This window comes from Pseudarthrobacter sp. NPDC058119 (assembly GCF_042884655.1).
GTDB lineage: Bacteria > Actinomycetota > Actinomycetes > Actinomycetales > Micrococcaceae > Arthrobacter.
In genome coordinates, this window is record NZ_JBHVTN010000007.1 from 240244 (window position 1) to 262167 (window position 21924).

Genomic DNA, 21924 nt, shown 5'->3' on the forward strand with positions numbered 1-21924 from the left:
TGCTGCCCAAACCCGCCGGGAGCCTGCCGCTAAGATCGGAGGCAGCCCAAACCACACCCCGCTACCGCGGCGCAGCCTGCCGCAGAATTCCGGAGCCCCTTTATGACTGAAACAGCTTCCGCACCCCGCAGCGTCCTGGTGACCGGCGGCAACCGCGGCATCGGCCTGGCCATCGCCAAGGCGTTCCTCGCCAACGGGGACAAGGTGGCTGTGACCTACCGCAGCGAAACCCAGCTGCCGGAAGGCATCCTTGGCGTCAAGGCAGACGTGACCGATGAGGCCTCCGTGGATGCCGCCTTCAAGGAAGTGGAAGCTGCCCACGGTCCGGTTGAAGTCCTCGTGGCCAACGCCGGCATCACCAAGGACACCCTGCTGCTGCGCATGAGCGAGGACGACTTCACCTCCGTCATCGACACCAACCTGACCGGCGCCTTCCGCGTGATCAAGCGGGCGTCCAAGGGCATGATCCGGCTGCGCAAGGGCCGCGTGGTCCTCATCTCCTCGGTCTCGGGCCTGTACGGTGCCCCGGGACAGATCAACTACTCCGCCTCCAAGGCCGGACTGGTGGGCATCGCCCGCTCCCTCACCCGCGAACTCGGGTCCCGCGGCATCACCGCCAACGTGGTGGCACCCGGGTTCATCAACACGGACATGACGGCCGAGCTCCCCGAGGCCACCCAGAAGGACTACCTGGCCAGCATCCCCGCCGGCCGTTTCGCCGAAGCTGCCGAGGTGGCCAACGTGGTGCGGTGGATCGCCAGCGACGAAGCGGCGTACATCTCCGGTGCGGTTATCCCGGTGGACGGCGGCCTGGGCATGGGCCACTGACCTTTCGGCCCGCCGCTGCAGGAAACTAGCCCCGACGTCCTTATTTGTCGAAGTCGGACAACGGATGTTGGCAATGGCCGCTGGCATGATGGACTGCAGGCCACAACAATTTAGATGTTTCGAACAAAAGGAAGCTCGTATGGGACTGCTGGAGAACAAGACGGCGATCGTTACCGGATCATCGCGGGGCATTGGCGCTGACGTCGCCAAGATCCTCGCTTCAGAGGGCGCCGCCGTCGTGGTCAACTACCGCCAGAAGGCGCCGCGCGCCAACAAAGTGGTGCAGGGCATCGAAGCCGCCGGTGGCCGCGCCGTCGCCGTTGGCGCGGACCTCACCACCCAGGAAGGCGTGCAGGCCCTGGCCAGCGCCGCCATGGAGAACTTCGGTTCCCTGGACCTCCTGGTCCTGAACGCGTCCGGTGGCATGGAAACCGGAATGGGGGAGGACTACGCGCTCAAGCTGAACCGCGACGCCCAGGTGAACATGCTCAACGCCGCCGTGCCCCTAATGAAGGAAGGCTCCCGCGTGGTCTTCGTCACCAGCCACCAGGCGCACTTCATCAACACCGTTCCCACCATGCCGGCGTACGAGCCGGTGGCCCGCAGCAAGCGCGCCGGTGAGGACGCCCTGCGGGACCTGATCCCCAACCTGGCGGAGAAGGGCATCTCCCTGGTGGTGGTCTCCGGTGACATGATCGAGGGGACCGTCACCGCCACGCTCCTGGATCGCTCCACTCCGGGTGCCATCGAAGCCCGCCGCGCGGAGGCCGGCAAACTGTACTCAGTGGAGGAGTTCGCGCAGGTTGTGGCCGGGATGGCAACGGCCGACGTCGAATCCGGCCACACCGAGTATGCCGGCGGTGCCGATTACTTCGGCAAGAGCGGCCAGTAGCCCGCAGCCACCAAACAAAGATGCCCGGTGCGTTTGCACCGGGCTTTTTTGTCGGCATCCGCCGGGGAAACCTCAGACCCCGGCGATGTGGCGGACGGCGTCCAGGTAGGGCATGTTCAGGGCGGCGTCGGCCACGGCGCGGACAGCGGGTTTGGCGTTGAAGGCCACGCCGATTCCGGCAGCGCCGAGCATATCCAAATCGTTGGCCCCATCGCCCACCGCGATGGTGTGTTCGAGCGCGATCCCCTCGGCCGCGGCCCATTCCCGCAGGTACTTCTCCTTGGCTGCCCTGTCCACGACCGCACCGAGCACCTTGCCGGTCAGCGCGCCGTCGACGATCTCCAGTTCGTTGGCCTGCCAGTAGTCCAGGTCCAGGTCCCCGGCGATGGGCTCCAGGATCTGGTTGAAGCCGCCGGACACCACAGCCACCGTGTGGCCGGCGGCCTTGAAGGCGGCCACCAGCTGACCGGCGCCTTCGCTGAGCTTCACTTCTTTGCGGACGGAATGGACGACGTCGGCGGGCAGCCCCGCGAGCACCGCCACCCGGGCATGGAGGCTTTGGGCAAAATCGAGTTCGCCGCGCATGGCAGCTTCCGTGACTGCCGCCACTTCCTCGCGCTTGCCGGCGTACGCGGCCAGGAGTTCGATGACCTCCTGCTGGATGAGGGTGGAGTCCACATCCATGATCAGCAGTTTCCGGGCCGCGGAGCGGAGCCCGGCCGGCACCAGGGCCGTATCAAAACCATCGGCTGCGGCATCCGCCACAGCCCGCCGAAGGGCTGCCAGGCCGGCGGCGGTGTCATCGGGAAGGGCCAAATCAAAGACCTGGACCCCGTAGCGGCTGTCACCGGCAGAGGATTCGGAGAGCACTTCCGCACCTTGTGCGGCAAGGATGGAACGCAGCTGCTCCAGCCCGGCGGGGGTCATATTCAGGCCATAGCTGACCGCAGTCACGTTCGAAGTCATGCCTGCAATCTTAGTCAGCGCCGGTGGGGTGCCCCGCATTCGTTGCGGGCGTGCGCAACGGGGCCCTTTGGGAGCCTTCACACCGGTTATCAGTCGTCCTCTTTTTTGTCCTAGTGTCTATTCCTATGAGTGATGTTCTGGAACTGGACTCCGTCAGCGTTGTCCGAGGTAAAAAGACCCTGCTGGACAAGGTCGACTGGCAGGTCAACGAAGGCGAACGCTGGGTCATCCTGGGACCCAACGGCGCCGGGAAGACAACCCTCCTCCAGATCGCCGCCGCCCGCCTGCACCCCAGCAGCGGCAAAGCCGGAATTCTCGACGAAACGTTGGGCCGCACCGACGTCTTCGAACTCCGCCCCCGCATCGGGCTTTCCTCCGCCGCGCTGGCCACCCAGATCCCCGAACACGAAAATGTCCTGAACGTCGTGGTCACCGCCGCCTACGGCGTCACCGGCCGCTGGCGGGAAGGCTACGAGCGCGACGACGAACGGCGCGCCTTCCGGCTCCTGAACGACTGGGGCATGGGCCCCCTGCTGAACAGGACGTTCGCCACCCTCTCCGAAGGCGAGCGCAAGCGCGTCCAGATTGCCCGCGCCCTCATGACCGACCCCGAACTGCTGCTGCTGGATGAGCCCGGTGCCGGTCTGGACCTGGGCGGCCGCGAGGAACTGGTCCACAAGCTGGGCGAACTGGCCCGGGACGAGTCGGCTCCTGCCATGGTCCTGGTCACGCACCACCTCGAAGAAGTACCGCCCGGCTTCACCCATGCCATGCTGCTGCGCGACGGCGGCGTGGTGGCTGCCGGCCCCATCACCGAGGTCCTGACCGAAGAGCATCTGAGCACCACCTTCGGGCTTCCGCTGGATGTCTCCGAAAACGCGGGCCGCTACACCGCCACCGCACGCCGCTAGACGGGGCCTGCGCTACTACCTTGGAACTCTTCAGCAGCATCATTGTGTTCATCGCCGGCCTGTGGGCAGGCACCATCAACGCGGTGGTGGGATCCGGCACCCTGGTCACCTTCCCTGTGCTCATCGCCCTGGGCGTGGCTCCGGTGACCGCCTCCATGAGCAACGCCATGGGCTTGGTCTTCGGAACGGGCGCCGGGGCCTTCGGCTACCGCCGTGAGCTCGCCGGCCGGGGACGGCAGGTCCTGCGGCTCCTTCCCGCCTCGGTCCTGGGCGGTGTCACCGGCGCCTGGCTCCTGCTCCACCTGCCGGAGAAGGTGTTCCACTACGTCGCCCCGGTCCTGCTGGTCCTGGCGCTGCTGATGGTGGTGTTCCAGCCGCGGCTCCAGGACTGGGTCCGCAACCGCGAGGCCAACCCCGAACACGCAGTCCGGGACAAGCGCCACGGGGTCCTCCTGGTGGTCCTGGTCTACCTGGCCGGCGTCTACGGGGGCTACTTTGTCGCGGCGCAGGGGATCCTGCTGGTCGGGATCCTTGGAGTGTTCCTCACCGGCACCATCCAGAACGCCAACGCCATGAAGAACATCCTGGTCCTTGGCGTGAACATGGTGGCTGCCATCTCCTACCTGTTGTTCGCCTTCGACCGGATCAACTGGACAGTAGTGCTGCTGATCGCCATCAGCTCCACCATCGGCGGCCTGGTTGGCTCAAAGGTGGGCCGGAAGCTTTCGCCGCGGGTCCTGCGCGCCGTGATCTTCAGCCTTGGCATCGTGGCCCTCGCCGTCATGATCGCCAACCTGCTGAAATAATCACCCGGTGACCTTCCACTACCTCGAATCCGCCGCTGACCCGCGGGTCAGCGATTACACCACCCTGACCGATGTGCACCTGCGCAAGCTCAGGGAACCGGCCGAGGGCATGTACATTGCCGAATCCTCACGGGTCCTGCGCCGGGCCCTTGCGGCCGGCCACCAGCCGAGGTCGTTCTTCCTCGCGGAGAAGTGGATGGCGGACCTCGAGGACGTCTTCCAGGCGTACCCGGACGTTCCGGCGTTCATCGGTTCGGCCGCCTTGCTGGAGGAAATCACCGGGTTCCACCTGCACCGCGGCGCCATGGCGGCCATGCAGCGCCCGGCCCCGGTGCCGCTGCCGGACCTCCTTGCCGGGGCGCGCCGCGTCGCCGTGCTGGAGGACATCGTGGACCACACCAACGTGGGCGCCATCTTCCGTTCCGCGGCAGCCCTGGACATCGATGCCGTGCTGGTATCGCCGCGCTGTGGCGACCCGCTGTACCGCCGCAGTGTCCGGGTCAGCATGGGCACTGTGTTCCAGGTGCCCTGGGCCCGGTTGCAGCACTGGCCCGGTGGCCTCCAGGTGCTCAAGGACCACGGCTTCACCGTCGCGGCACTGGAACTGACAGCGGACGCAGAGGACGTCGACGCCGTCGCCTCCCGCAACGTGGACAGGCTCGCCCTGGTGGTGGGCACCGAAGGTGCCGGCATGAGCCCGGAGACTCTCGCCGCCGTCGACCTCGCTGTCAAGATCCCCATGCGCAACGGCGTGGATTCACTGAACGTTGCTGCTGCTTCGGCCGTCGCCTTCTGGGAATTGCGCGCCCGGGACTGACCTGCGGCGTCGCCTCCTGCTGGAAGGTGAGCTGGTTCGTCAGCCCTGTGCGGATCGGCTATGATTGATAGCTGGTTGTCCTGCTTTTTCAGCTTCGGCTGATGCGGCCAGAGCACAGCCATTCCATTCATACCTGGCAGCTGGCAAAATCCAGTTGCGCGAACAAAGGTCCCATTATGAAGTCTGATACCCACCCGAAGTACGAAGCTGTTGTCTTCAACGACCTGGCCTCCGGCACCAAGTTCCTGACCCGCTCCACCGTGTCTTCCTCGAAGACCATCGAGTGGGAAGACGGCAACACCTACCCGGTCATCGACGTCGAAATCTCTTCCGAGTCCCACCCGTTCTACACGGGCAAGCAGCGCATCATGGACTCTGCAGGCCGCGTCGAGCGCTTCAACGCTCGCTTCAAGGGCTTCGGCGGCAAGAAGTAATTCCTTCGCCAAGCTTGTTTGCGGAAGGCCCGCACCGGACACGGTGCGGGCCTTCCGCGTTAACCGCGCACCGGCTTTCTGGGGCAGGATGGGAAGCATGAGCGAGTCCGGATCTCCTGCCAATAATGCCGACAGCAACCAGCGCCTGCACGGGGAGTACAAGGTTCCCGGAGGCAAACTGGTGGTGGTGGACCTGGCGGTGGTGGACGGCGCACTGGCGGACGTCTCCGTCAGCGGCGACTTCTTCCTGGAGCCGGACGAGGCCCTGGAGGACATCAACCGTGCGCTGACCGGGCTTCCGGACACCACACCTGCCGCAGACCTCGCAGGCGCCGTCACAGCCGCCCTGCCGGCCGGAGCCGTGCTGTTCGGCTTCTCCGCGGACGCCGTGGCCGTTACTGTCCGCCGCGCCCTGGCCAAGGCCACCTCCTGGGGGGACCACGAGTGGAACGTCATTGCGCCCACCGTGCTTCCCACGGAAATCAACGTTGCCCTGGACGAGGTGCTCACCGAGGCCGTGGGCGCGGGGGAGCGCACCCCCACCCTGCGGTTCTGGGACTGGCAGGAACCGTCGGTGGTCATCGGCAGCTTCCAGTCAGTGCAGAACGAGGTGGATCCGGACGGTGTGGCCAGGCATGGCATCAACGTGGTGCGCCGGATCAGCGGCGGCGGCGCGATGTTCATGGAGGCGGGCAACTGCATCACCTACTCGCTCTACCTGCCCCAGACCCTGGTGGATGGGCTGAGCTTCGCCGATTCCTACCCGTTCCTTGACGCCTGGGTCATGGCCGCGCTGGAAAAACTCGGCATCAACGCCTTTTACATCCCCTTGAACGACATCGCCACGGACCAGGGAAAGATCGGCGGCGCCGCACAGAAGCGGCTGGCCAACGGCGGCATGCTGCACCACGTGACCATGAGCTACGACATCGACGCCGACAAGATGGTGGAAGTCCTCCGGATCGGCAAGGAGAAGCTCTCCGACAAGGGCACCCGCAGCGCCAAGAAGCGGGTGGATCCGCTCCGCCGCCAGACCGGCCTGGCCCGCACGGCAATCATCGAAGCCATGATCGAGGTCTTCAGCGAGCGTTACGCGGCCACGCCATCAACACTCGCCGGACATGAGCTGGCGGCCGCCGAGGAGCGCGTGGCGGCCAAGTTCGGCACGGACGAGTGGCTCCACCGGGTCCCCTAGGCGCGTCCGGTGACCCCACCGGCTCCCCGAGTCGATCCATTGCTCCGTAGATGTCGTTCTGGCGCCCCAAAACGGCATCTACGGAGCAGTCGATGAGTTCACGACGGCGGCCTGTGCCGTGAGTGCGCGCAGCAGGTGGCTGCGCTGCTCGATGATGATCCGGCGCAGGGCCGGCGGTGCGTCCTGGTTGGTGTCGAGCCAGGCATCCGTCCGCCGGACTACAAGGTGGTCCTTGGGCGCCATGCCGTCCGCGATGTCCTGGGCCGCAGGGTAGAGGCCCCGGACAATCCGGGTGGCGATCTCGATGCTCCGAGAGTCCCACACGGTCCGGAGGCAGTCGAAGTAGGGCTCCACATAGGGTTCCAGCAGCTCCGCCGGGGCCGTGGTGAAGCCACTGATGGTCGCCGTGAGGAGCTGGTTGGACAGCCCGGTCCCGTGGACGGCGGCGTCCCAGGCTGCAGCCTTGACGTTGCGGTCGGGACGGGACGCCATGGCTGTCGTGTGCCCTGCCCGGCCGGAGGCAGTGGTGTCGCGGGCCAGCTCGGCGTCGAGCTCGGCCGTGGATGCCTGGCCGTTGGCTGCCAGGGCGTGCCAGAGCTGCCAGCGCAGGTCGGCGTCCACAACCAGCCCCTCGACAGCCGAGGTGCCGTCCAAAAGGCCGCGGAGACGGGGGAGCAGGGCGCCGTCATGCCTGCTGAGGGCCGCGACGGTGCGGGCCCAGGCGAGCTGCTGGTCTGACCCCGGGGCCGCCTGCTCCAGTTGGGCTGCGGCCACCGCGATGAATGAGGCGCGGACGCTGCCGCGGGTGTCAGCGGGCGTGTAGTGTTCGATCGCCGTGGCGGCGTTGTCGAGGATGTTCAGCAGGACACCGATGCCGGTTTCCGCCGGAGCGAAGTTAGCTACGGCGTCAACGTAGGAGGCTGCGGGGCTTTCGCCGTCCCGTGCCGAGTTCCACAGCGCTGTCCAGCACAGGGCCCTGGCCATGGGGTCGGTGATGCGGTCCAGGGAGGCGCGAACGGTGGCCTCGGAGGCCGGGTCCAGGCTCACCTTGGCGTAGGTCAGGTCGTCATCGTTGACCAGCAGGAGCGCGGGCCGCGGCAGGCCGGCGAGCTGGGGGAGCTCGGTCCATGCGCCGGCCACGTCGGTTTCGATGCTTCCGGTCCGCACCAGGGAGCCCCCGGCGTCGAAGTTGAACGACCCCACCCGGAGGCGGTGCGGCCGCAGTACTTCCCGTCCCGTGACCGGGTCCACCGCTGCCTGGACGATGGCGACCTGCCCCAGCACGCCGTCGTCGCCCGCCTGCCGGGTGGCCTCCAAGGACAGGGTGGGTATTCCGGATGTCTGCAGCCACTGCCGCGCCCAGCCGGACAATTCCCGGCCCGAGGCGGCATCCAGCGCTGCCAGGAGGTCCGCCAGCGTGGTGTTCCCGTAGGCGTGCTTGCGGAAGTACTCCCGGGAACCGGCGATAAAGGCTTCGAAGCCCACGTATGCCACCAACTGCTTCAGGACCGAGGCGCCCTTGGCATAGGTGATGCCGTCAAAGTTTTGTTTCGCCGCCTGGAGGTCCGGGATGTCGGCCACGATGGGGTGCGTGGTGGGCAGCTGGTCCTGCAGGTAGGCCCAGGCCTTGCGCTTGTTGGCGAAGTTGACCCAGGCCGTGTCCCAGTCCGTCGCCCGGTCCACGGCCAGCGAGCCCATATAGTCAGCGAAGGATTCCTTCAGCCAAAGGTCGTCCCACCACTGCATGGTTACCAGGTCGCCGAACCACATGTGCGCCATCTCGTGCATCAGGGTGTTGGCCCGTGACTGGTACTGGGCGTCGGTGGCGCGGGAGGTGAACACGTAGCTTTCGGTGAATGTGACCAGCCCGGGGTTTTCCATGGCGCCCAGGTTGTATTCGGGGACGAACGCCTGGTCATACTTGCCCCACGGGTAGGGGAAGTCGAAGAGTCGGTTAAAGAAGTCCAGGCCCTTCTTCGTGAGCGCAAAGAGCTCTTCGGTGTCAAAGGATTCCGCCATGGATGCCCGGCAGTAGAGGCCCAGCGGGACCTCCAGGTGCGTGCCGTCGTCGAGCGTTGCCTGCCAGCGGTCCTCCGCCTTGAAGTAGGGCCCGGCCAGGATGCTGGTGATGTAGGTGGACATCGGCAGCGTGGTGGCGAAATCCCAGCAGGCGGCGGCCGGGTCGCTGGTCAGCATCGTGCGGTTCGCTTCGACACCGTTGGATGCGACTTTCCACTCCGCCGGAGCCACCACGTGGAAGGTGTAGGTTGCCTTGAGGTCGGGTTGTTCGAAGTTGGCGAATACCCTGCGCGCGTCAGCCGGCTCGTACTGGGTGTAGAGGTAGCACTGGCCGTCGGCGGGGTCCACGAACCGGTGCATGCCCTCGCCGGAGCGGCTGTAGAGCGCCGTGCCGGTCACGGTCACCTGGTTTTCGGCCAGCAGGTTGTCCAGCAGGATCCGCGCGCCGTCCACCACGCTGCCCACCTGAAGGCTCCTGCCATTGAGGAGCACGCTGTGGACGCTGCTGCCAATGAAGTCCAGGAAGGTGCTGCTGCCGGGCTCTGCGGTGAAGGTAATGACGCTGCGGCTGGTATAGCCGGGTACGGCCGGATCTGCTGCCTGCCGCACATCGAGCGAGACGTCGTAGCTGGTGGTCCTGATCAGGGCTGAACGTTCGGCGGCTTCGCTGCGCTGCAGATTCTCATGTGACACCCGGCTATCTAATCACGCTGCCGGTGCGTCCGCTCAGCCCGCTATGAGGAAGGCCGCCGCCAGGCCCAGCACGGCAATCAGGAGCCAGGACGCCAGCGCAGCCAGGAGCGCCTGGCCTCCCGTATGCAGCAGCGTGCGGATCCGGACCGCCGATCCCAGCCCGAACAGGGCTGCCCCCAGGAGGACGTCCTGCAGTGTGGCGCCGATGTCAAGCAATGCCGGTGCCAGCCAGTCGGAGGAACGCAGCGCCACCATCGCCACGAAGCCCAGCACGAACAGCGGCACCACCGGAGGCATCCTGGATGTGGTGCCGTTGGCTGCGCCCAGGGCCCGTTCACCGTTCCTGTGGTGCAGGCCTGCGATGGCGGCGACAGGTGCGAGCAGCAGCACCCGGGTGAGCTTGACGACGACGGCGATCGCCAGGGCGGCGGTCCCTGCCGTTTGGGCTGTGGCCACCACCTGGCCCACGTCGTGGACCGACGCCCCGACCCAGGCCCCGAAGACTGTGGCGGTCAGTCCCAGGGGATGGGCGAGGAGGGGCAGGACACCGATGGCAAGCGTGCCGCAGAGCGTCACCAGCGCCACGGGCAGGACCGTTTCGGCATGCCGGATGCGGCGGACGGCGGCCACGGCCCCGATGGCTGACGCCCCGCAAATGGAGAATCCGGTCGCCACCAGCAGCGAAGTTACCGGCGGGAGGCGGAACAGGCGGGAGATGGCATATGTGCCGCCGTAACTGGCCGCCACGACGGCCACGATCAGGACCAGGGCCAGCCACCCCAGGTCAAGGACGTCCATGATGCTGACTTTCAGCCCCAGCAGCACGATCCCGCCGCGCATCAGGTGCTTGCCGGCGAAGTCGAGCCCTGCGCGGGCCCGGCCGCCGGTCCAGCCCGCCGTGCCGGGCAGGTTGGCGGCAAGGACGCCAAGCACCACCGCCAGGGTCATCGCCGGCAGCGCCGGAACGAGCCCGTGCACCAGGAACGCCACCGCGATGGCGGCTGCCGCCGTCAGCAGTCCCGGAGCCAGCCGCGTGGCCAGGGGCCGGAAACGGCCGTGGCCCGGCTCGGGGAGGCTTCTGCTGACTGGCACTCACCTACTGTGCCCGACGAGGCCAGTAAAGTACGAACCGGGCTGTCCGCGGCAACACGCCAGAATGGATGGCAGTAATGATCCCGAAACAAAAAGATGGTTGGCTATTGGACATGTCAGACCTATTCCAGGATTACTCCGAGGCCGCAGGGCGCACCGGAGCGTACGACGAGATGTTCGCCCCGGGGCAACAGGCCCGGGACTCGTACGGGCAGGTGGCGGAGGCCCTCCGGAAGCTCTCCCTGGCGGACGTCAGTGCACGTGCGGACTCGATGGCCCGCACCTTCCTGGACCGCGGTGTCACGTTTGACTACGCGGGGGAGGAGCGGCCCTTCCCCCTCGACATCGTGCCCAGGGTGATCCCCGCCGCTGAGTGGGATGTCCTGGAACGCGGCGTGGCCCAGCGCGTCCGCGCCCTGGAAGCCTTCCTGAACGACGTTTACGACAAGATGACCGTGGTGTCGGACGGTGTGATTCCCCGCCAGCTGGTGACCACCAGCGCCCACTTCCACCGGCAGGTCCACGGGTTCGAACCAGCCGGCGGGGTCCGGGTGCACATCTCCGGCATCGACGTGGTCCGCGACGCGGCCGGCACCTTCCGGGTCCTGGAGGACAACGTCCGCGTTCCTTCCGGCGTCAGCTACGTGCTGGAGAACCGGCGCGCCATGGCCAAGGGCCTGCCCGAAGCGTTCGGCCAGCAGCTCATCCGGCCCGTGGAGGAGTACCCGCGCCGGCTGCTCTCGGCCCTGCGCAAAACCGCTCCCGCCGGCGTGGACGATCCCACCGTCGTCGTCCTGACCCCTGGCGTCTTCAACAGCGCCTATTTCGAGCACACCCTCCTGGCCGGCCTCATGGGCGTGGAACTGGTGGAGGGCCGCGACCTGATCTGCCGTGGAAACCGCGTATACATGCGCACCACGGCCGGCGAACAGCGCGTGGACGTGATCTACAAGCGCATCGACGACGACTTCCTGGACCCGCTGCAGTTCCGTTCCGACTCGATGCTCGGCTGCCCTGGCCTGGTGAACGCCGCCCGTGCCGGAGGCGTGACGATCGCCAACGCGGTGGGCAATGGCGTGGCCGACGACAAACTGGTTTACAGTTACGTGCCTGACCTGATCCGCTACTACCTCAGCGAGGAGCCCATCATCGCCAACGTGGACACCTACCGCCTCGAGGAGAAGGAGGCCCGGGAGTACACCCTGGACAATCTCGCGGAACTGGTGGTCAAGCCGGTGGACGGCTCCGGCGGCAAGGGCCTGGTCATCGGCCCGGACGCCTCCCGGGACGAACTGGACGCCCTCCGCCAGCGGATCATCTCCGATCCCCGCGGCTGGATCGCGCAGCCGGTGCTGCAGCTCTCCACCGTTCCCACCCTTGGCGGGGACAAGTTCGGGCCCCGCCACGTGGACCTGCGGCCCTTTGCAGTGAACGACGGCGACGACGTCTGGGTGCTCCCGGGCGGCCTGACCCGGGTGGCGCTGAAGGAAGGGTCCCTGATCGTGAACTCCAGCCAGGGCGGCGGGTCCAAGGACACGTGGGTCCTGGCCGACTCACCCCAGATGCCGGTGGAAACCATGCCCCGCCAGTCCGTCACGGTCCGCGAACGCGTCTCGGTATGGCCCGTGGAGAGCAACTGGCGCGACCGGCAGTCGGAGCAGCAGCAGTGAGGCGCACCGCCGTCGGGCTTTTCTTTGTCAACATTCCGGGCGCGCAGGAGGTAGCCGCGAATGCTTAGCCGTATTGCCGAGTCCCTTTTTTGGATCGGCCGTTACGTGGAGCGGGCCGACGGTACCGCCCGCATCCTAGATGTCCACCTGGAACGCCTCAACCACCTTCCCATGGAGGAGCGGAAGAGCGTGGCACAGGAACTCCTGGCCGTCATGGGCGCCAAGCCGCAGAGCGAGGATTTCGGCCTGCCGGAGCTCCTCCACGCCCTGGCGTACGACAAGACCAGTGCCACCTCCATCGCCGGTTCATTGGGGGCTGCCCGCGAGAACGCCCGCCGTGCACGCGAGACCGTGTCCTCCGGGCTGTGGGAAAGCCTGAACACCACGTACTACGGGCTGAGCCAGCACCGGAAGGACGTGGTGGGCACTTACCGGTTCTGCAACTGGACCCTGGAGCGTACCGCGATGGTCAGCGGGCTCGCCGATACCACCGTGAGCCATGACGAGAGCTGGCTCTTCCTGGTGCTGGGCCGTTCCCTGGAGCGCGCGGACATGACGGCACGGATGCTTTCGACCCGGGACGTCCTCTCCGCCGGCATGTCGTGGGTGAACATGCTCCGCTGCGCCGGCGCTTACGAATCGTTCCTCCGCACCCGCCGCGCCGCGTTCGGAGACCAGCACGCCGCCGAGTTCCTGCTCCTGGACCGGCTGTTCCCGCGGTCCATCGTCTACGCGCTGCGGGATGCGGACGAGTGCCTGGCCAAGCTGGACCCCTCCGCCCAGCGCGTGGGCTTCATCAACGATGCGCGGCGCATCGTGGGCCAGGCCCGCACCTTCCTCGAGTTCCACCGCACTGACGACCTCATGTCAGAGCTGCCCGAACACATGGAACGGGTGCAGAAGGCAGTGTCCCAGGCCTCGGACGCCATTTCCCGTAAGTACTTCAATCAGGCGGACGAACTTGCCTGGGTGGGAGAAGTGTCATGACCCGGTTGAGCATCGTCCACAGGACGGCCTACAAGTACAACAAGCGGGTGACGCTGTCCTACAACGAGGCCCGCATGACGCCGCTGACGGATTCGCAGCAGGTGGTGCTGGAATCCGTGGTGAAGGTTTCGCCGTCGCAGGCGGCAGTGAGCACTTACCGGGACTACTGGGGAACCCGGGTCACGGCTTTCGACATGCAGATGCCGCACGAAAACCTCGAGGTGGTCTCCAACATCACCGTCGAGGTGCACAGGGCGGAGAAGATTCCTGCCGAGTCGGACATTGTGGGCTGGGACCAGCTGGCATCCCCGGAAACCTTGGACGCCTTCAGCGACTGGCTGCCCCAGTCCCGGCTCAGCGGGCCTGGCGAGGAAGTCCTGGGCATCATCCCGGGCGTCGTGGCGGGAAAGAACCCGCACGAGGCCGCCATGGCTGTGTTCGCCTGGATGCGCGGGGAGATGACCTACATGTCCGGCTCCACCGCCGTCACCACCAACGCGGAGGAGGCCTGGGGCCAGCGCCAGGGGGTGTGCCAGGACCTGGCGCACCTGGCTATCGGCGCACTGCGCAGCTGCGGCATTCCGGCCCGCTATGTCTCCGGCTACCTGCACCCGCGCTCCAGCGCAGGGATCGGCGAGACGGTGGCCGGGCAGTCCCATGCCTGGCTCGAATGGTGGGACGGGGACTGGCGCAGCTGGGACCCCACCAACCACAAGCCCGCCGGTGACTTCCATGTCACGGTGGCCAGGGGCCGCGACTACCGCGACGTGCCCCCACTGAAGGGGATCCTGTCCGGAGGCGGCGGCTCGGCCCTGAAGGTCAGCGTGGAGATCACCCAGCTCGCCTGACATATGGGGTTCCCCGGCCTCCGTGGACGGGGAACCCGCCGTCGGCCTATTCCTGGGACGCTTTGGCGGAGCCGCTGATCTGGGTCCACCACGTCATCGGGTCCGTCACCTTGAAGCGGCGGCCCGTGACACTGTCCGGGGTGATGCGCACGAACGCGTCCTTCCGCCCTGCCTGCCAGGGGAAGAGGTACAGGCGGGACGTCTCCAGCACGTCCTCGGTGCTCTTGACCAGGGCAGCCGTGCCCTTGATGACCACGCTCCACGCCAGGCCCGTGTCAGGGTCCACGCCGTCGGCCTCCACCGCCACGGGGGCATCCCCGGAGGCAGCTGACAGCTTGGTTCCCTGGGCCGTCCTGAAGACCAGCGTGCCGCCGTCCACCGTGAAGTTGACCGGGAAGATATCCGGCCTGCCCTCAACGAGGACCGCCAGCCTTCCCACGGACACAGTCCGCAGGAGCGCCCAGCATTCGTGGTGTTCAAGATTCTGCACTTGGGTGGATGACTCGTTGCTCATGCCGTGAGCATACCCCGCATCACCAGGGGCTGGGCTTGTAATCCTTGAGGAAGACACCGTACTGGTCCTCACCGTTTTCACCCATGACGATCGGATCGTAGACCCGGGCAGCGCCATCCACCAGGTCGAGGGGTGCGTGGAAGCCTTCCTCCATCAGCCGGACCTTGGTGAAGTGCGGGCGCTCGTCCGTGATCCAGCCGGTGTCCACGGCAGTCATCAGGATGCCGTCCGTATCCAGCATCTCCTGGGCGCTGGTGCGGGTCATCATGTTCAGCGCTGCCTTGGCCATGTTGGTATGCGGATGCCCGGGGCCCTTGTAGGCGCGGGAGAACTGCCCTTCCATCGCGGAGACGTTCACAATGTATTTGCGCCGGGCGGTGGACCGCTTCATGGCGCCCCGCAGCCGGCTGACCAACAGGAACGGTGCGGTGACGTTGCAGAGCTGGACCTCAAGCATTTCCAGCGGATCCACCTCGTCCACCACCTGCGTCCAGCTGTTGATGGTGGCAAGGTCAGGGACCAGGCCGCCGGCGTCGATGGCCGTCCCGGCGGCGATCCGTTCCAGTGACGCGGAGCCGGTGGACAGCGCCAGGGACGTGACGGCATCGCCGGCGAGGACCGGGTGGTCGGTGACGCTGCCGGCCAGTGCCAGCGGGTGCTTGTCATGTGCATGGCCGAACGTCAGCAGTTCAGGTCCGCCGTTGGCCTGCTCCAGTGCCGCCGGAAGCGGTTCGTCCTCGGCGTCCACCAGTGGCTTGTAGGCGTTGCCGGACCGGCGCACGGTCTGGGCCGCGTTGTTGATGATGATGTCCAGCGGACCGGCCTGGTCGAGCGAATCGGTCAGGGCCATGACCTGGGCGGGGTCGCGCAGGTCGATTCCCACGATCCGGAGGCGGTGCAGCCACTCGCCACTGTCTTCCATGGCGGCGAAGCGGCGGGCCGCATCCTTGGGGAACCGGGTGGTGATGGTGGTGTGCGCTCCGTCGCGCAGCAGCCGGAGGGCGATGTACATGCCGATCTTGGCCCGCCCGCCGGTCAGCAGTGCCCGCCGCCCGGTGAGGTCGGTCCGTGCATCGCGCTTGCTGTGGCTGAACGCAGCGCATTCCGGGCACAGCTGGTGGTAGAAAGCATCCACCTGGGTGTAGTGCTGCTTGCAGATGTAGCAGGGACGGGACCGCAAGAGGTGTCCGGCGATCTTCCCGGTGGCGGACGGTGCCAGCTTGTTCCCGCGGGTCTCGTCGTCGATGCGGTCCGGGGCGGCGGTGGCCGTCTGGGCAATGACTGCCCGGTCCGCCTCGGCGATCGAATCACGCTTGGCGACCCGGCGGTGGCGCTTGACGGCCTTGAACATCTTCCCCGTGGCGCGGCGCACCGAGATGTAGTCCGGGTGCTCCTCGTCGTACGCGTGGATGGTGTTCAGGACCTTGAGGCAGGCCTGGATGTCCTCAGGGGTCAGATCGGGGGAGCTCATTGGGAAAATTTTACAGCGTACGCCGCAGGCCGGAGCACCATTAGGGGTGCCCCGGCCTGCGGAACCGTTACCGGGAGGACAGCTGCAGGTCAGCCCAGGCGGGCGGCAGGTGCAGCCTCCGCTGCTGCGGCAGCATGCGTTCCGGCCACCTTGTCGGCGGCCTCGCGGACACCGGAGTATTGTTCGGCGGCTGCCTTGATGGCGTTGGGCAGGACCGCTACGTGGTTGGCGGCGAGCTGGCGTTCCTCCTCGCTGGGCTCCGGCACTTCCTGGCCCTTGGAAAGGACGGTGATGCCCGACTCCGTGACCTTGAAGCCGCGGGCACGGTCCAGCTCAGGATCCAGGCCGATGGCGGCACCCGCGGGGACCTTGACGTTCTTGTCCAGGATGGCCCGGTTGATGACGGCTCCTGCACCCACCTGGACCTTGTCCATCAGGACCGAATCGATAACCCGGCTGCTGGTAGCCACGTAGACGTCGTTGGACAGGACCGAGCCCTCCACCACGCCGCCGGAAATCACCACGCCGCTGGAGACGATCGAGTCCAGTGCCGTGCCAACGGTGTTGTTCTTGCCCCGGACGAACTTGGCCGGCGGGGAGATGCTTTGCCGGGTGTAGATGGGCCACTCAGAGTTGTAGAGGTTGAAGACAGGCAGCGGGGAGATGAGGTCCATGTGGGCGTCATAGAAGGAGTCGATGGTGCCAACGTCGCGCCAGTAGGTGCGGTCGCGTTCCGTGGAACCGGGGATCTCGTTGAGGGTGAAGTCGTAGACGCCGGCCTCGCCCCGGTTGACGAAGTAGGGGATGATGTCGCCGCCCATGTCGTGCTTGGTATCCAGCCGCTCGGCGTCCACGTGGAGCGCGGCCACCAGGGCGTCGGCGTCGAATACGTAGTTGCCCATGGAGGCCAGGAACTGCGAGGGGTCGGCCGCGAGCCCGGGCGTGCTGGAGGGCTTCTCCACGAAGGCGGCAATCTTCTGGGAGTCGTTCTGGTCCACTTCGATGACGCCGAACTGGTCGGCCATGTGCAGCGGCTGCCGGACAGCCGCCACGGTGGCCTTGGCGCCGCTGCGGACGTGCTGGTCCACCATCTGGGCGAAGTCCATGCGGTACACGTGGTCGGCACCGACCACGACGACGATGTCGGGGTTGGCGTCATGGATCAGGTTCAGGGACTGGTAGATGGCGTTGGCGCTGCCCAAGAACCAGCTCTTGCCGACGCGCTGCTGTGCGGGGACGGAAGCGACGTAGTTGCCGAGCTGGGTGGACATCCGCCATGCTTCGGAAATATGCCGGTCGAGGCTATGGGATTTGTATTGGGTGAGGACCACAATCTGCAGGTAACGCGAATTCACCAGGTTTGAAATCGCAAAATCGATCAGGCGGTAGCTGCCCGCAAAGGGCACGGCGGGCTTGGCCCGGTCTGCCGTCAGTGGCATCAATCTGTTCCCCTCGCCACCTGCGAGGACAATGGCCAGGACTTTTTTGGTCAACGGCATAATGGTCGCTCCTGTACGCCTTCGTAACTCCCCAAGACAGTCCGGTAGGCCCGGACTCCTTCACACTAGAACAGTTATCCGTGAACGACTACCTTGGGTCTTGTGCGAATAGACATTGTGACTAAAGAGTTCCCGCCGGAAATCTATGGCGGCGCCGGGGTACACGTAGCCGAGTTGAGCAGGGTGCTTAGTAAGCACGTTGACCTGCAGGTTCGTGCTTTCGGCGCGCCCCGCGACGCTGACTATCACGGCGCCACCGTGACGTCGTACCAGGTTCCTGGAGACTTGGACGGGGCCAACGCAGCGGTCCAGACCCTGGGCGTGGACCTGCGCATTGTGCCGGACGTGCAGGGCGCGGACCTGGTCCATTCGCATACCTGGTACGCGAACATGGCAGGCCACCTGGCCTCCCTGCTGCACGGGATTCCGCACGTTCTCAGCGCGCACAGCCTCGAGCCGCTGCGTCCCTGGAAGGCCGAACAGCTCGGCGGCGGCTACGCCCTCTCCTCCTGGGTGGAGAAGACGGCCTACGAAGCGGCGGCGGCCATCATCGCCGTGTCCGAGGGCATGCGCCAGGACATCCTGCGCAGCTACCCCAACGTTGACCCGGAAAAGGTCCGTGTGGTCCACAACGGGATCGACGTGGCGCTCTGGCAGCGTGATGACAACGACGACGCCGTCCGCGCCCTGGGCATTGACCCCGCCAAGCCGAGCGTCGTCTTTGTGGGAAGAAACACACGCCAGAAGGGCGTTCCCTACCTCCTGCGCGCAGCAGCGAGACTGCCCGCCGACGTCCAGCTGGTCCTGTGCCTGGGCGCCGCGGACACTGCGGAACTGGCTGCCGAAACAGCGGCACTCATCGAGGAGCTGCAGAAGCAGCGCACCGGTGTGGTGCTGATTGAACGGATGCTGCCGCGCCACGAACTGATCCAGGTCCTCAGCCATGCCACGGCCTTCGCCTGCCCTTCCATCTACGAGCCGCTCGGCATCGTGAACCTTGAAGCCATGGCCTGCGGCGCCGCAGTGGTGGCCAGCGCCACGGGCGGCATCCCCGAGGTGGTCCAGCACGGCGAAACCGGCCTGCTGGTGGACCTGGAACAGGTCACCGATGGGACCGGGACGCCCCTGGACCCGGAGAAGTTCGTGGCGGAGTTCGCGGCCGCCCTGACTGAGGTGGTGTCCGATCCCGCACGCGCCCGGGCAATGGGCGAGGCGGGCCGCGAGCGCGCCGAAAAGCACTTCTCGTGGGAATCGATCACGGAAACCACCCTTGAGGTGTACCGCTCGGTGTTGCCGGCCGGAGCCTGAACGTCCCGGCAGTACAACCAACGACGGCGCCGCTCCCCTGACTCAGGGGAGCGGCGCCGTCGTTGGTTGCCCGGGTCCTCGTGTCCGCCGGGGTTAGGCCTTGCGGCCCGCGGCCCTGGCGATCAGGACTTTCTCGTCCACCGGGGCATGCCCGCTGGCCCGCTCGGCGCGGGAGTGCGCACGCGCCTCGTCCTGGCGGCTCCTTTCGGCGCCCGTGGCGATGGCCGCCCGGACATGCTCTTCGCCGTACCCGAAGGCTTCCACCAGGTCGAGGGCATGCGGGCGGATCTTCTCGAGCAGCCGGTTGATGTAGCCGCCCACCGTGCGGGCCCGCTGCATGGAAAGCCGGCCGTTCATGAGGTACCAGGACAGGTTCTCCTCAATCAGGGACAGGCCGAAGAGGTCACGCAGCCAGGTGAGTACCGTCCTGGTTCCCGGATCCGCCACTTCCCGGAGCGCCTCGGTGAACGCTTCCCACTGCAGCAGTTCAGCGTGCGCCTGGGCGGCGTCAATGAGTTCATTCTGGTGTCGGTTGAACAGGGCCGCACCCTTGTCCTGGGACAGGCGCTTGCTGCCCTTCAAGGCAGCACCGGCCTCAGCCACCATGGTCTGCACCCGGTCGGTGAGCAGGGCGCGCTGGCCTTCCTCGTCGCGGAGGGCGATGGCGGCCTTCTGGACCGACCCCGTGTCAGCCATGAACTGGGCCACCTGGCGCAGGCCGGTGCGGTGCACAGCGGCGCCGGCGGCCTGGTTCACCACGTACCGGGCCAGGACGCCGAAGTCCACATTCCTAAACTCCTTGGCGTAGTCGGCCAGCAGGCGCTTGGCCACCAACTGCAGCAGAACGGTGTTGTCGCCCTCGAAAGTGACATATACGTCCAGGTCAGCGCGCAGCGAGGCGAACCGGTTTTCGATCAGGAAGCCGGCACCGCCGCATGCTTCACGGCATTCCTGGAGGGTGTCCAGGGCGTGCCAGGTACTGAGGGGCTTCAGGGCTGCAGCCAGGGTCTCCAGGTCCTGGCGGTCCGCGTCGGTGTCGTGGGCGCCGGAGAAGACGTCGTCGAACTTCTGCAGGAGCTGCTCGTGTGCAAAGCTGGCGGCGTAGGTGGTGGCCAGGCGCGTGAACAGGCGCCGCTGGTGCCGCTGGTAGTCGAGCAGGACTTCTTCTTCCGTGTGCGAGGAAGCGTTGAACTGGCGGCGTTCGGTGGCGTACTGGATAGCGGCCTTCAGGGCCACCTTGGAGGCGGCCACGGCGGCGCCGTCCAGTGACACGCGGCCCTGGACCAGGGTGCCCAGCATGGTGAAGAAGCGCCGGCCGGGGCTGGCGATGGGCGAGGTATAGGTTCCGTCTGCGTCGACGTTGCCGTACCGGTTCAGGAGGTTGGTCCGGGGGACGCGGACGTTGTCGAAGTGCAGCCGGCCGTTGTCGATGCCGTTCAGGCCGCCCTTGACGCCGTCGTCCTCGCCGCCGATTCCGGGCAGGAACTCCTTGGTGTCCGGGTCCCGGAGGTCCACGTAGAAGGCATGGACGCCGTGGTTCACGCCGCGGGTGACCAACTGGGCGAACACCACGGCGCCGAGGCCGTCGTTGGCCGCGTTGCCGATGTAGTCCTTCCAGGCGGCGCGGAACGGGGTGTTGATGATGAACTCTTCGGTGGCGGGCTCGTAGGTTGCGGTGGTGGCAATGCTGGCCACGTCCGAGCCGTGGCCGGTCTCCGTCATGGCGAAGCAGCCGGGGATGTCCAGGCTCATGATTCCGGGCAGCCACTTGGCGTGGTGTTCTGCGGTTCCCAGGTGCATCACAGCGGATCCGAAGAGTCCCCATTGAACCCCGGCCTTGATCTGCAGGGACGGGTCCGCCACCACCAGCTCTTCGAAGCCGGCGATATTGCCGCCGTGGTCATCGGATCCCCCCAGCTCCGAGGGAAAGGCGCGGTGGACGGCTTCATTGTCCACAAGGTACTTGAGTTGCCCGAAGACGCGGGCACGGTGTTCGGTGTGCGTCAGGCCCTCGATCTTGTGCAGTTCGGGCCTGCCGGCCAGGTCCCTCGCCTGGAGCCGGACGTCGGCCCATTTGCCCAGGAGCTGCCTGCCCAGCGCCTCGACGTCGACGGCGGGCGCGGGGCTTTCGTCCGCGGGCTTGGCTGCAGGGGTTGCGGCGGGGCGGAGCCCCTTGCGCGCTGGGCGTTCCACTACGTCAGTCATGTCACAGTCCTTCTTTGGCGGATAACTTGGTGGTCGTTGAAGCGGGGGTGAGTTCGGGGACGATGCCCACGCACAGCCATGCCGTGATCTGGCGGGCCATGGCCTCCTGGTCTGGTTTGGTGGGGGAGTCCGGGGTGCTGAGCCACTGTTCACCGGCGTTCCGGACCAGGCCGATCGCCGCCTTGGGCCAGTAGCCGATGACGGTTTCCTTGACGCCCGCCAGGTGTGACCGCATGGGCGTGGCGATCATGTCCGCGATGGCGTCGAAAAAGGGGCCCAGCGGTCCACCTGCCGCGGCAGGGTGCGGCGGGTTGGCGGCATCGGCCGGCGCATAACTGGTGACGAAGGTATAGACGTTGGGGCTGGTGGCGGCCATCTGGAGATACGCCGAGACCATTGCCAGCAGGCCTTCCCGCGGTGTCAGCGCACTTTGTGCGGCCTCCTGGATGCGGTGCTGCATCTGGCTGAGGACTACCTCGCCCACGGCCTGCTGCAGGCCGGCCTTGTCCCCGAAGTACCGGTAGAAAACGGACTTCGATGTCCCGGCCGCCGTGGCGATGTCCTCCATTGAGGCATCGCTGCCGAGCGCATGCACCGCGCGGCGGGCCTGCTTGATGAGTTCCCTGCGCCGTTCCTCCCGGTGGCTCTGCCACCGCGACGAGCGCCCGTCCGGGCTGGCGGGCGCCGGCAATTCGATGGTCAAGGGGGAGTGCGTGTCCTGAAGGTTCACGATACCCAGCGTATCAGGTACGCTGGGTATCGGTAACCA

The 21924-nt window shown here is 66.7% G+C and carries 19 protein-coding genes; 11 read left to right on the forward strand and 8 right to left on the reverse strand.

Features of this window, described 5'->3' with window-relative positions; genetic code table 11:
* Positions 1 to 102 precede the first annotated feature (102 nt).
* Complete coding sequence (locus tag ACFVTD_RS16070) at positions 103 to 828, forward strand: beta-ketoacyl-ACP reductase (protein ID WP_387564800.1); 726 nt, start codon at positions 103 to 105, stop codon at positions 826 to 828.
* Positions 829 to 967: 139 nt separating this feature from the next.
* Positions 968 to 1720, forward strand: coding sequence for an SDR family oxidoreductase (locus ACFVTD_RS16075; RefSeq protein ID WP_387564802.1), 753 nt, complete (start codon positions 968 to 970; stop codon positions 1718 to 1720).
* 72 nt (positions 1721 to 1792) lie between these two features.
* Here the strand turns inward: ACFVTD_RS16075 and serB are convergent, their stop codons facing one another.
* The gene (gene serB, locus ACFVTD_RS16080; protein ID WP_387564804.1) at positions 1793 to 2686 is read right to left on the reverse strand and encodes a phosphoserine phosphatase SerB; all 894 of its coding nucleotides are present in this window, start codon (positions 2684 to 2686) and stop codon (positions 1793 to 1795) included.
* Positions 2687 to 2811: 125 nt separating this feature from the next.
* Here serB and ACFVTD_RS16085 point away from each other — a divergent pair, with 125 nt between their 5' ends.
* The 5 genes from ACFVTD_RS16085 to ACFVTD_RS16105 all read left to right on the forward strand — a co-directional run bounded on the left by ACFVTD_RS16085 (position 2812) and on the right by ACFVTD_RS16105 (position 6849).
* Positions 2812 to 3597 carry an ABC transporter ATP-binding protein gene (locus ACFVTD_RS16085; RefSeq protein ID WP_141181567.1) on the forward strand — a complete coding sequence of 262 codons (786 nt, stop codon included), beginning with the start codon at positions 2812 to 2814 and terminating at the stop codon, positions 3595 to 3597.
* A gap of 20 nt (positions 3598 to 3617) precedes the next feature.
* Entirely contained in the window at positions 3618 to 4403 is a 786-nt protein-coding gene (locus ACFVTD_RS16090; protein ID WP_387564806.1) for a sulfite exporter TauE/SafE family protein, read from the forward strand.
* 7 nt (positions 4404 to 4410) lie between these two features.
* The gene (locus ACFVTD_RS16095; protein WP_387564808.1) at positions 4411 to 5220 is read left to right on the forward strand and encodes a TrmH family RNA methyltransferase; all 810 of its coding nucleotides are present in this window, start codon (positions 4411 to 4413) and stop codon (positions 5218 to 5220) included.
* Positions 5221 to 5396: 176 nt separating this feature from the next.
* Positions 5397 to 5654 (forward strand): type B 50S ribosomal protein L31, encoded by a 258-nt coding sequence (locus tag ACFVTD_RS16100; protein WP_018761303.1) that lies wholly within the window; start codon positions 5397 to 5399, stop codon positions 5652 to 5654.
* A 97-nt stretch (positions 5655 to 5751) separates the two neighbouring features.
* The gene (locus ACFVTD_RS16105; protein WP_387564810.1) at positions 5752 to 6849 is read left to right on the forward strand and encodes a biotin/lipoate A/B protein ligase family protein; all 1098 of its coding nucleotides are present in this window, start codon (positions 5752 to 5754) and stop codon (positions 6847 to 6849) included.
* A 78-nt stretch (positions 6850 to 6927) separates the two neighbouring features.
* On the opposite strand, the gene pepN is transcribed toward ACFVTD_RS16105, so the two are convergent.
* Positions 6928 to 9561, reverse strand: coding sequence for an aminopeptidase N (gene pepN / locus ACFVTD_RS16110; protein WP_387564812.1), 2634 nt, complete (start codon positions 9559 to 9561; stop codon positions 6928 to 6930).
* 33 nt (positions 9562 to 9594) lie between these two features.
* Entirely contained in the window at positions 9595 to 10653 is a 1059-nt protein-coding gene (locus tag ACFVTD_RS16115; protein WP_387564814.1) for a YeiH family protein, read from the reverse strand.
* Between the two features lie 113 nt (positions 10654 to 10766).
* Here ACFVTD_RS16115 and ACFVTD_RS16120 point away from each other — a divergent pair, with 113 nt between their 5' ends.
* From ACFVTD_RS16120 to ACFVTD_RS16130, 3 genes are read left to right on the forward strand one after another with little or no spacing between them, the layout of a single operon-like run.
* Positions 10767 to 12323 carry a circularly permuted type 2 ATP-grasp protein gene (locus tag ACFVTD_RS16120; protein ID WP_307356585.1) on the forward strand — a complete coding sequence of 519 codons (1557 nt, stop codon included), beginning with the start codon at positions 10767 to 10769 and terminating at the stop codon, positions 12321 to 12323.
* A 60-nt stretch (positions 12324 to 12383) separates the two neighbouring features.
* A complete protein-coding gene (locus ACFVTD_RS16125) occupies positions 12384 to 13310 on the forward strand; it encodes an alpha-E domain-containing protein (protein WP_141160461.1) in 927 nt (308 codons plus the stop codon).
* Positions 13307 to 14158, forward strand: a complete 852-nt coding sequence (locus tag ACFVTD_RS16130) for a transglutaminase N-terminal domain-containing protein (RefSeq protein ID WP_387564817.1) — start codon at positions 13307 to 13309, stop codon at positions 14156 to 14158. The genes ACFVTD_RS16125 and ACFVTD_RS16130 overlap by 4 nt, the downstream gene beginning before the upstream one ends.
* Positions 14159 to 14204: 46 nt before the next feature.
* On the opposite strand, the gene ACFVTD_RS16135 is transcribed toward ACFVTD_RS16130, so the two are convergent.
* The 3 genes from ACFVTD_RS16135 to glgC all read right to left on the reverse strand — a co-directional run bounded on the left by ACFVTD_RS16135 (position 14205) and on the right by glgC (position 17642).
* Complete coding sequence (locus ACFVTD_RS16135; RefSeq protein ID WP_387564819.1) at positions 14205 to 14672, reverse strand: pyridoxamine 5'-phosphate oxidase family protein; 468 nt, start codon at positions 14670 to 14672, stop codon at positions 14205 to 14207.
* A gap of 19 nt (positions 14673 to 14691) precedes the next feature.
* Positions 14692 to 16143 carry an SDR family NAD(P)-dependent oxidoreductase gene (locus ACFVTD_RS16140; RefSeq protein ID WP_387564821.1) on the reverse strand — a complete coding sequence of 484 codons (1452 nt, stop codon included), beginning with the start codon at positions 16141 to 16143 and terminating at the stop codon, positions 14692 to 14694.
* An 89-nt stretch (positions 16144 to 16232) separates the two neighbouring features.
* Positions 16233 to 17642: a glucose-1-phosphate adenylyltransferase gene (gene glgC / locus ACFVTD_RS16145; RefSeq protein ID WP_387564823.1), complete on the reverse strand. Its 1410-nt coding sequence runs from the start codon at positions 17640 to 17642 to the stop codon at positions 16233 to 16235.
* Positions 17643 to 17744: 102 nt separating this feature from the next.
* Here glgC and glgA point away from each other — a divergent pair, with 102 nt between their 5' ends.
* Positions 17745 to 18950, forward strand: a complete 1206-nt coding sequence (glgA, locus tag ACFVTD_RS16150) for a glycogen synthase (RefSeq protein ID WP_387564825.1) — start codon at positions 17745 to 17747, stop codon at positions 18948 to 18950.
* Between the two features lie 93 nt (positions 18951 to 19043).
* Here glgA and ACFVTD_RS16155 read toward each other — a convergent pair whose 3' ends face one another.
* Positions 19044 to 21155, reverse strand: coding sequence for an acyl-CoA dehydrogenase (locus ACFVTD_RS16155; protein WP_387564827.1), 2112 nt, complete (start codon positions 21153 to 21155; stop codon positions 19044 to 19046).
* 1 nt (position 21156) lies between these two features.
* Positions 21157 to 21885 (reverse strand): TetR/AcrR family transcriptional regulator, encoded by a 729-nt coding sequence (locus tag ACFVTD_RS16160; protein ID WP_387564829.1) that lies wholly within the window; start codon positions 21883 to 21885, stop codon positions 21157 to 21159.
* Positions 21886 to 21924: the final 39 nt, after the last annotated feature.

What these genes read in the sequence shown, in the direction of transcription:
- ACFVTD_RS16135 (WP_387564819.1), bottom strand. Translation starts at nt 14,672, where the DNA reads ATGAGCAACGAGTCATCCACCCAAGTGCAGAATCTTGAACACCACGAA.
- ACFVTD_RS16085 (WP_141181567.1), top strand. Translation starts at nt 2,812, where the DNA reads ATGAGTGATGTTCTGGAACTGGACTCCGTCAGCGTTGTCCGAGGTAAA.
- ACFVTD_RS16140 (WP_387564821.1), bottom strand. Translation starts at nt 16,143, where the DNA reads ATGAGCTCCCCCGATCTGACCCCTGAGGACATCCAGGCCTGCCTCAAG.
- ACFVTD_RS16155 (WP_387564827.1), bottom strand. Translation starts at nt 21,155, where the DNA reads ATGACTGACGTAGTGGAACGCCCAGCGCGCAAGGGGCTCCGCCCCGCC.
- ACFVTD_RS16105 (WP_387564810.1), top strand. Translation starts at nt 5,752, where the DNA reads ATGAGCGAGTCCGGATCTCCTGCCAATAATGCCGACAGCAACCAGCGC.
- ACFVTD_RS16100 (WP_018761303.1), top strand. Translation starts at nt 5,397, where the DNA reads ATGAAGTCTGATACCCACCCGAAGTACGAAGCTGTTGTCTTCAACGAC.
- ACFVTD_RS16120 (WP_307356585.1), top strand. Translation starts at nt 10,767, where the DNA reads ATGTCAGACCTATTCCAGGATTACTCCGAGGCCGCAGGGCGCACCGGA.
- ACFVTD_RS16070 (WP_387564800.1), top strand. Translation starts at nt 103, where the DNA reads ATGACTGAAACAGCTTCCGCACCCCGCAGCGTCCTGGTGACCGGCGGC.
- ACFVTD_RS16075 (WP_387564802.1), top strand. Translation starts at nt 968, where the DNA reads ATGGGACTGCTGGAGAACAAGACGGCGATCGTTACCGGATCATCGCGG.
- glgC (WP_387564823.1), bottom strand. Translation starts at nt 17,642, where the DNA reads ATGCCGTTGACCAAAAAAGTCCTGGCCATTGTCCTCGCAGGTGGCGAG.
- serB (WP_387564804.1), bottom strand. Translation starts at nt 2,686, where the DNA reads ATGACTTCGAACGTGACTGCGGTCAGCTATGGCCTGAATATGACCCCC.
- ACFVTD_RS16130 (WP_387564817.1), top strand. Translation starts at nt 13,307, where the DNA reads ATGACCCGGTTGAGCATCGTCCACAGGACGGCCTACAAGTACAACAAG.
- ACFVTD_RS16125 (WP_141160461.1), top strand. Translation starts at nt 12,384, where the DNA reads ATGCTTAGCCGTATTGCCGAGTCCCTTTTTTGGATCGGCCGTTACGTG.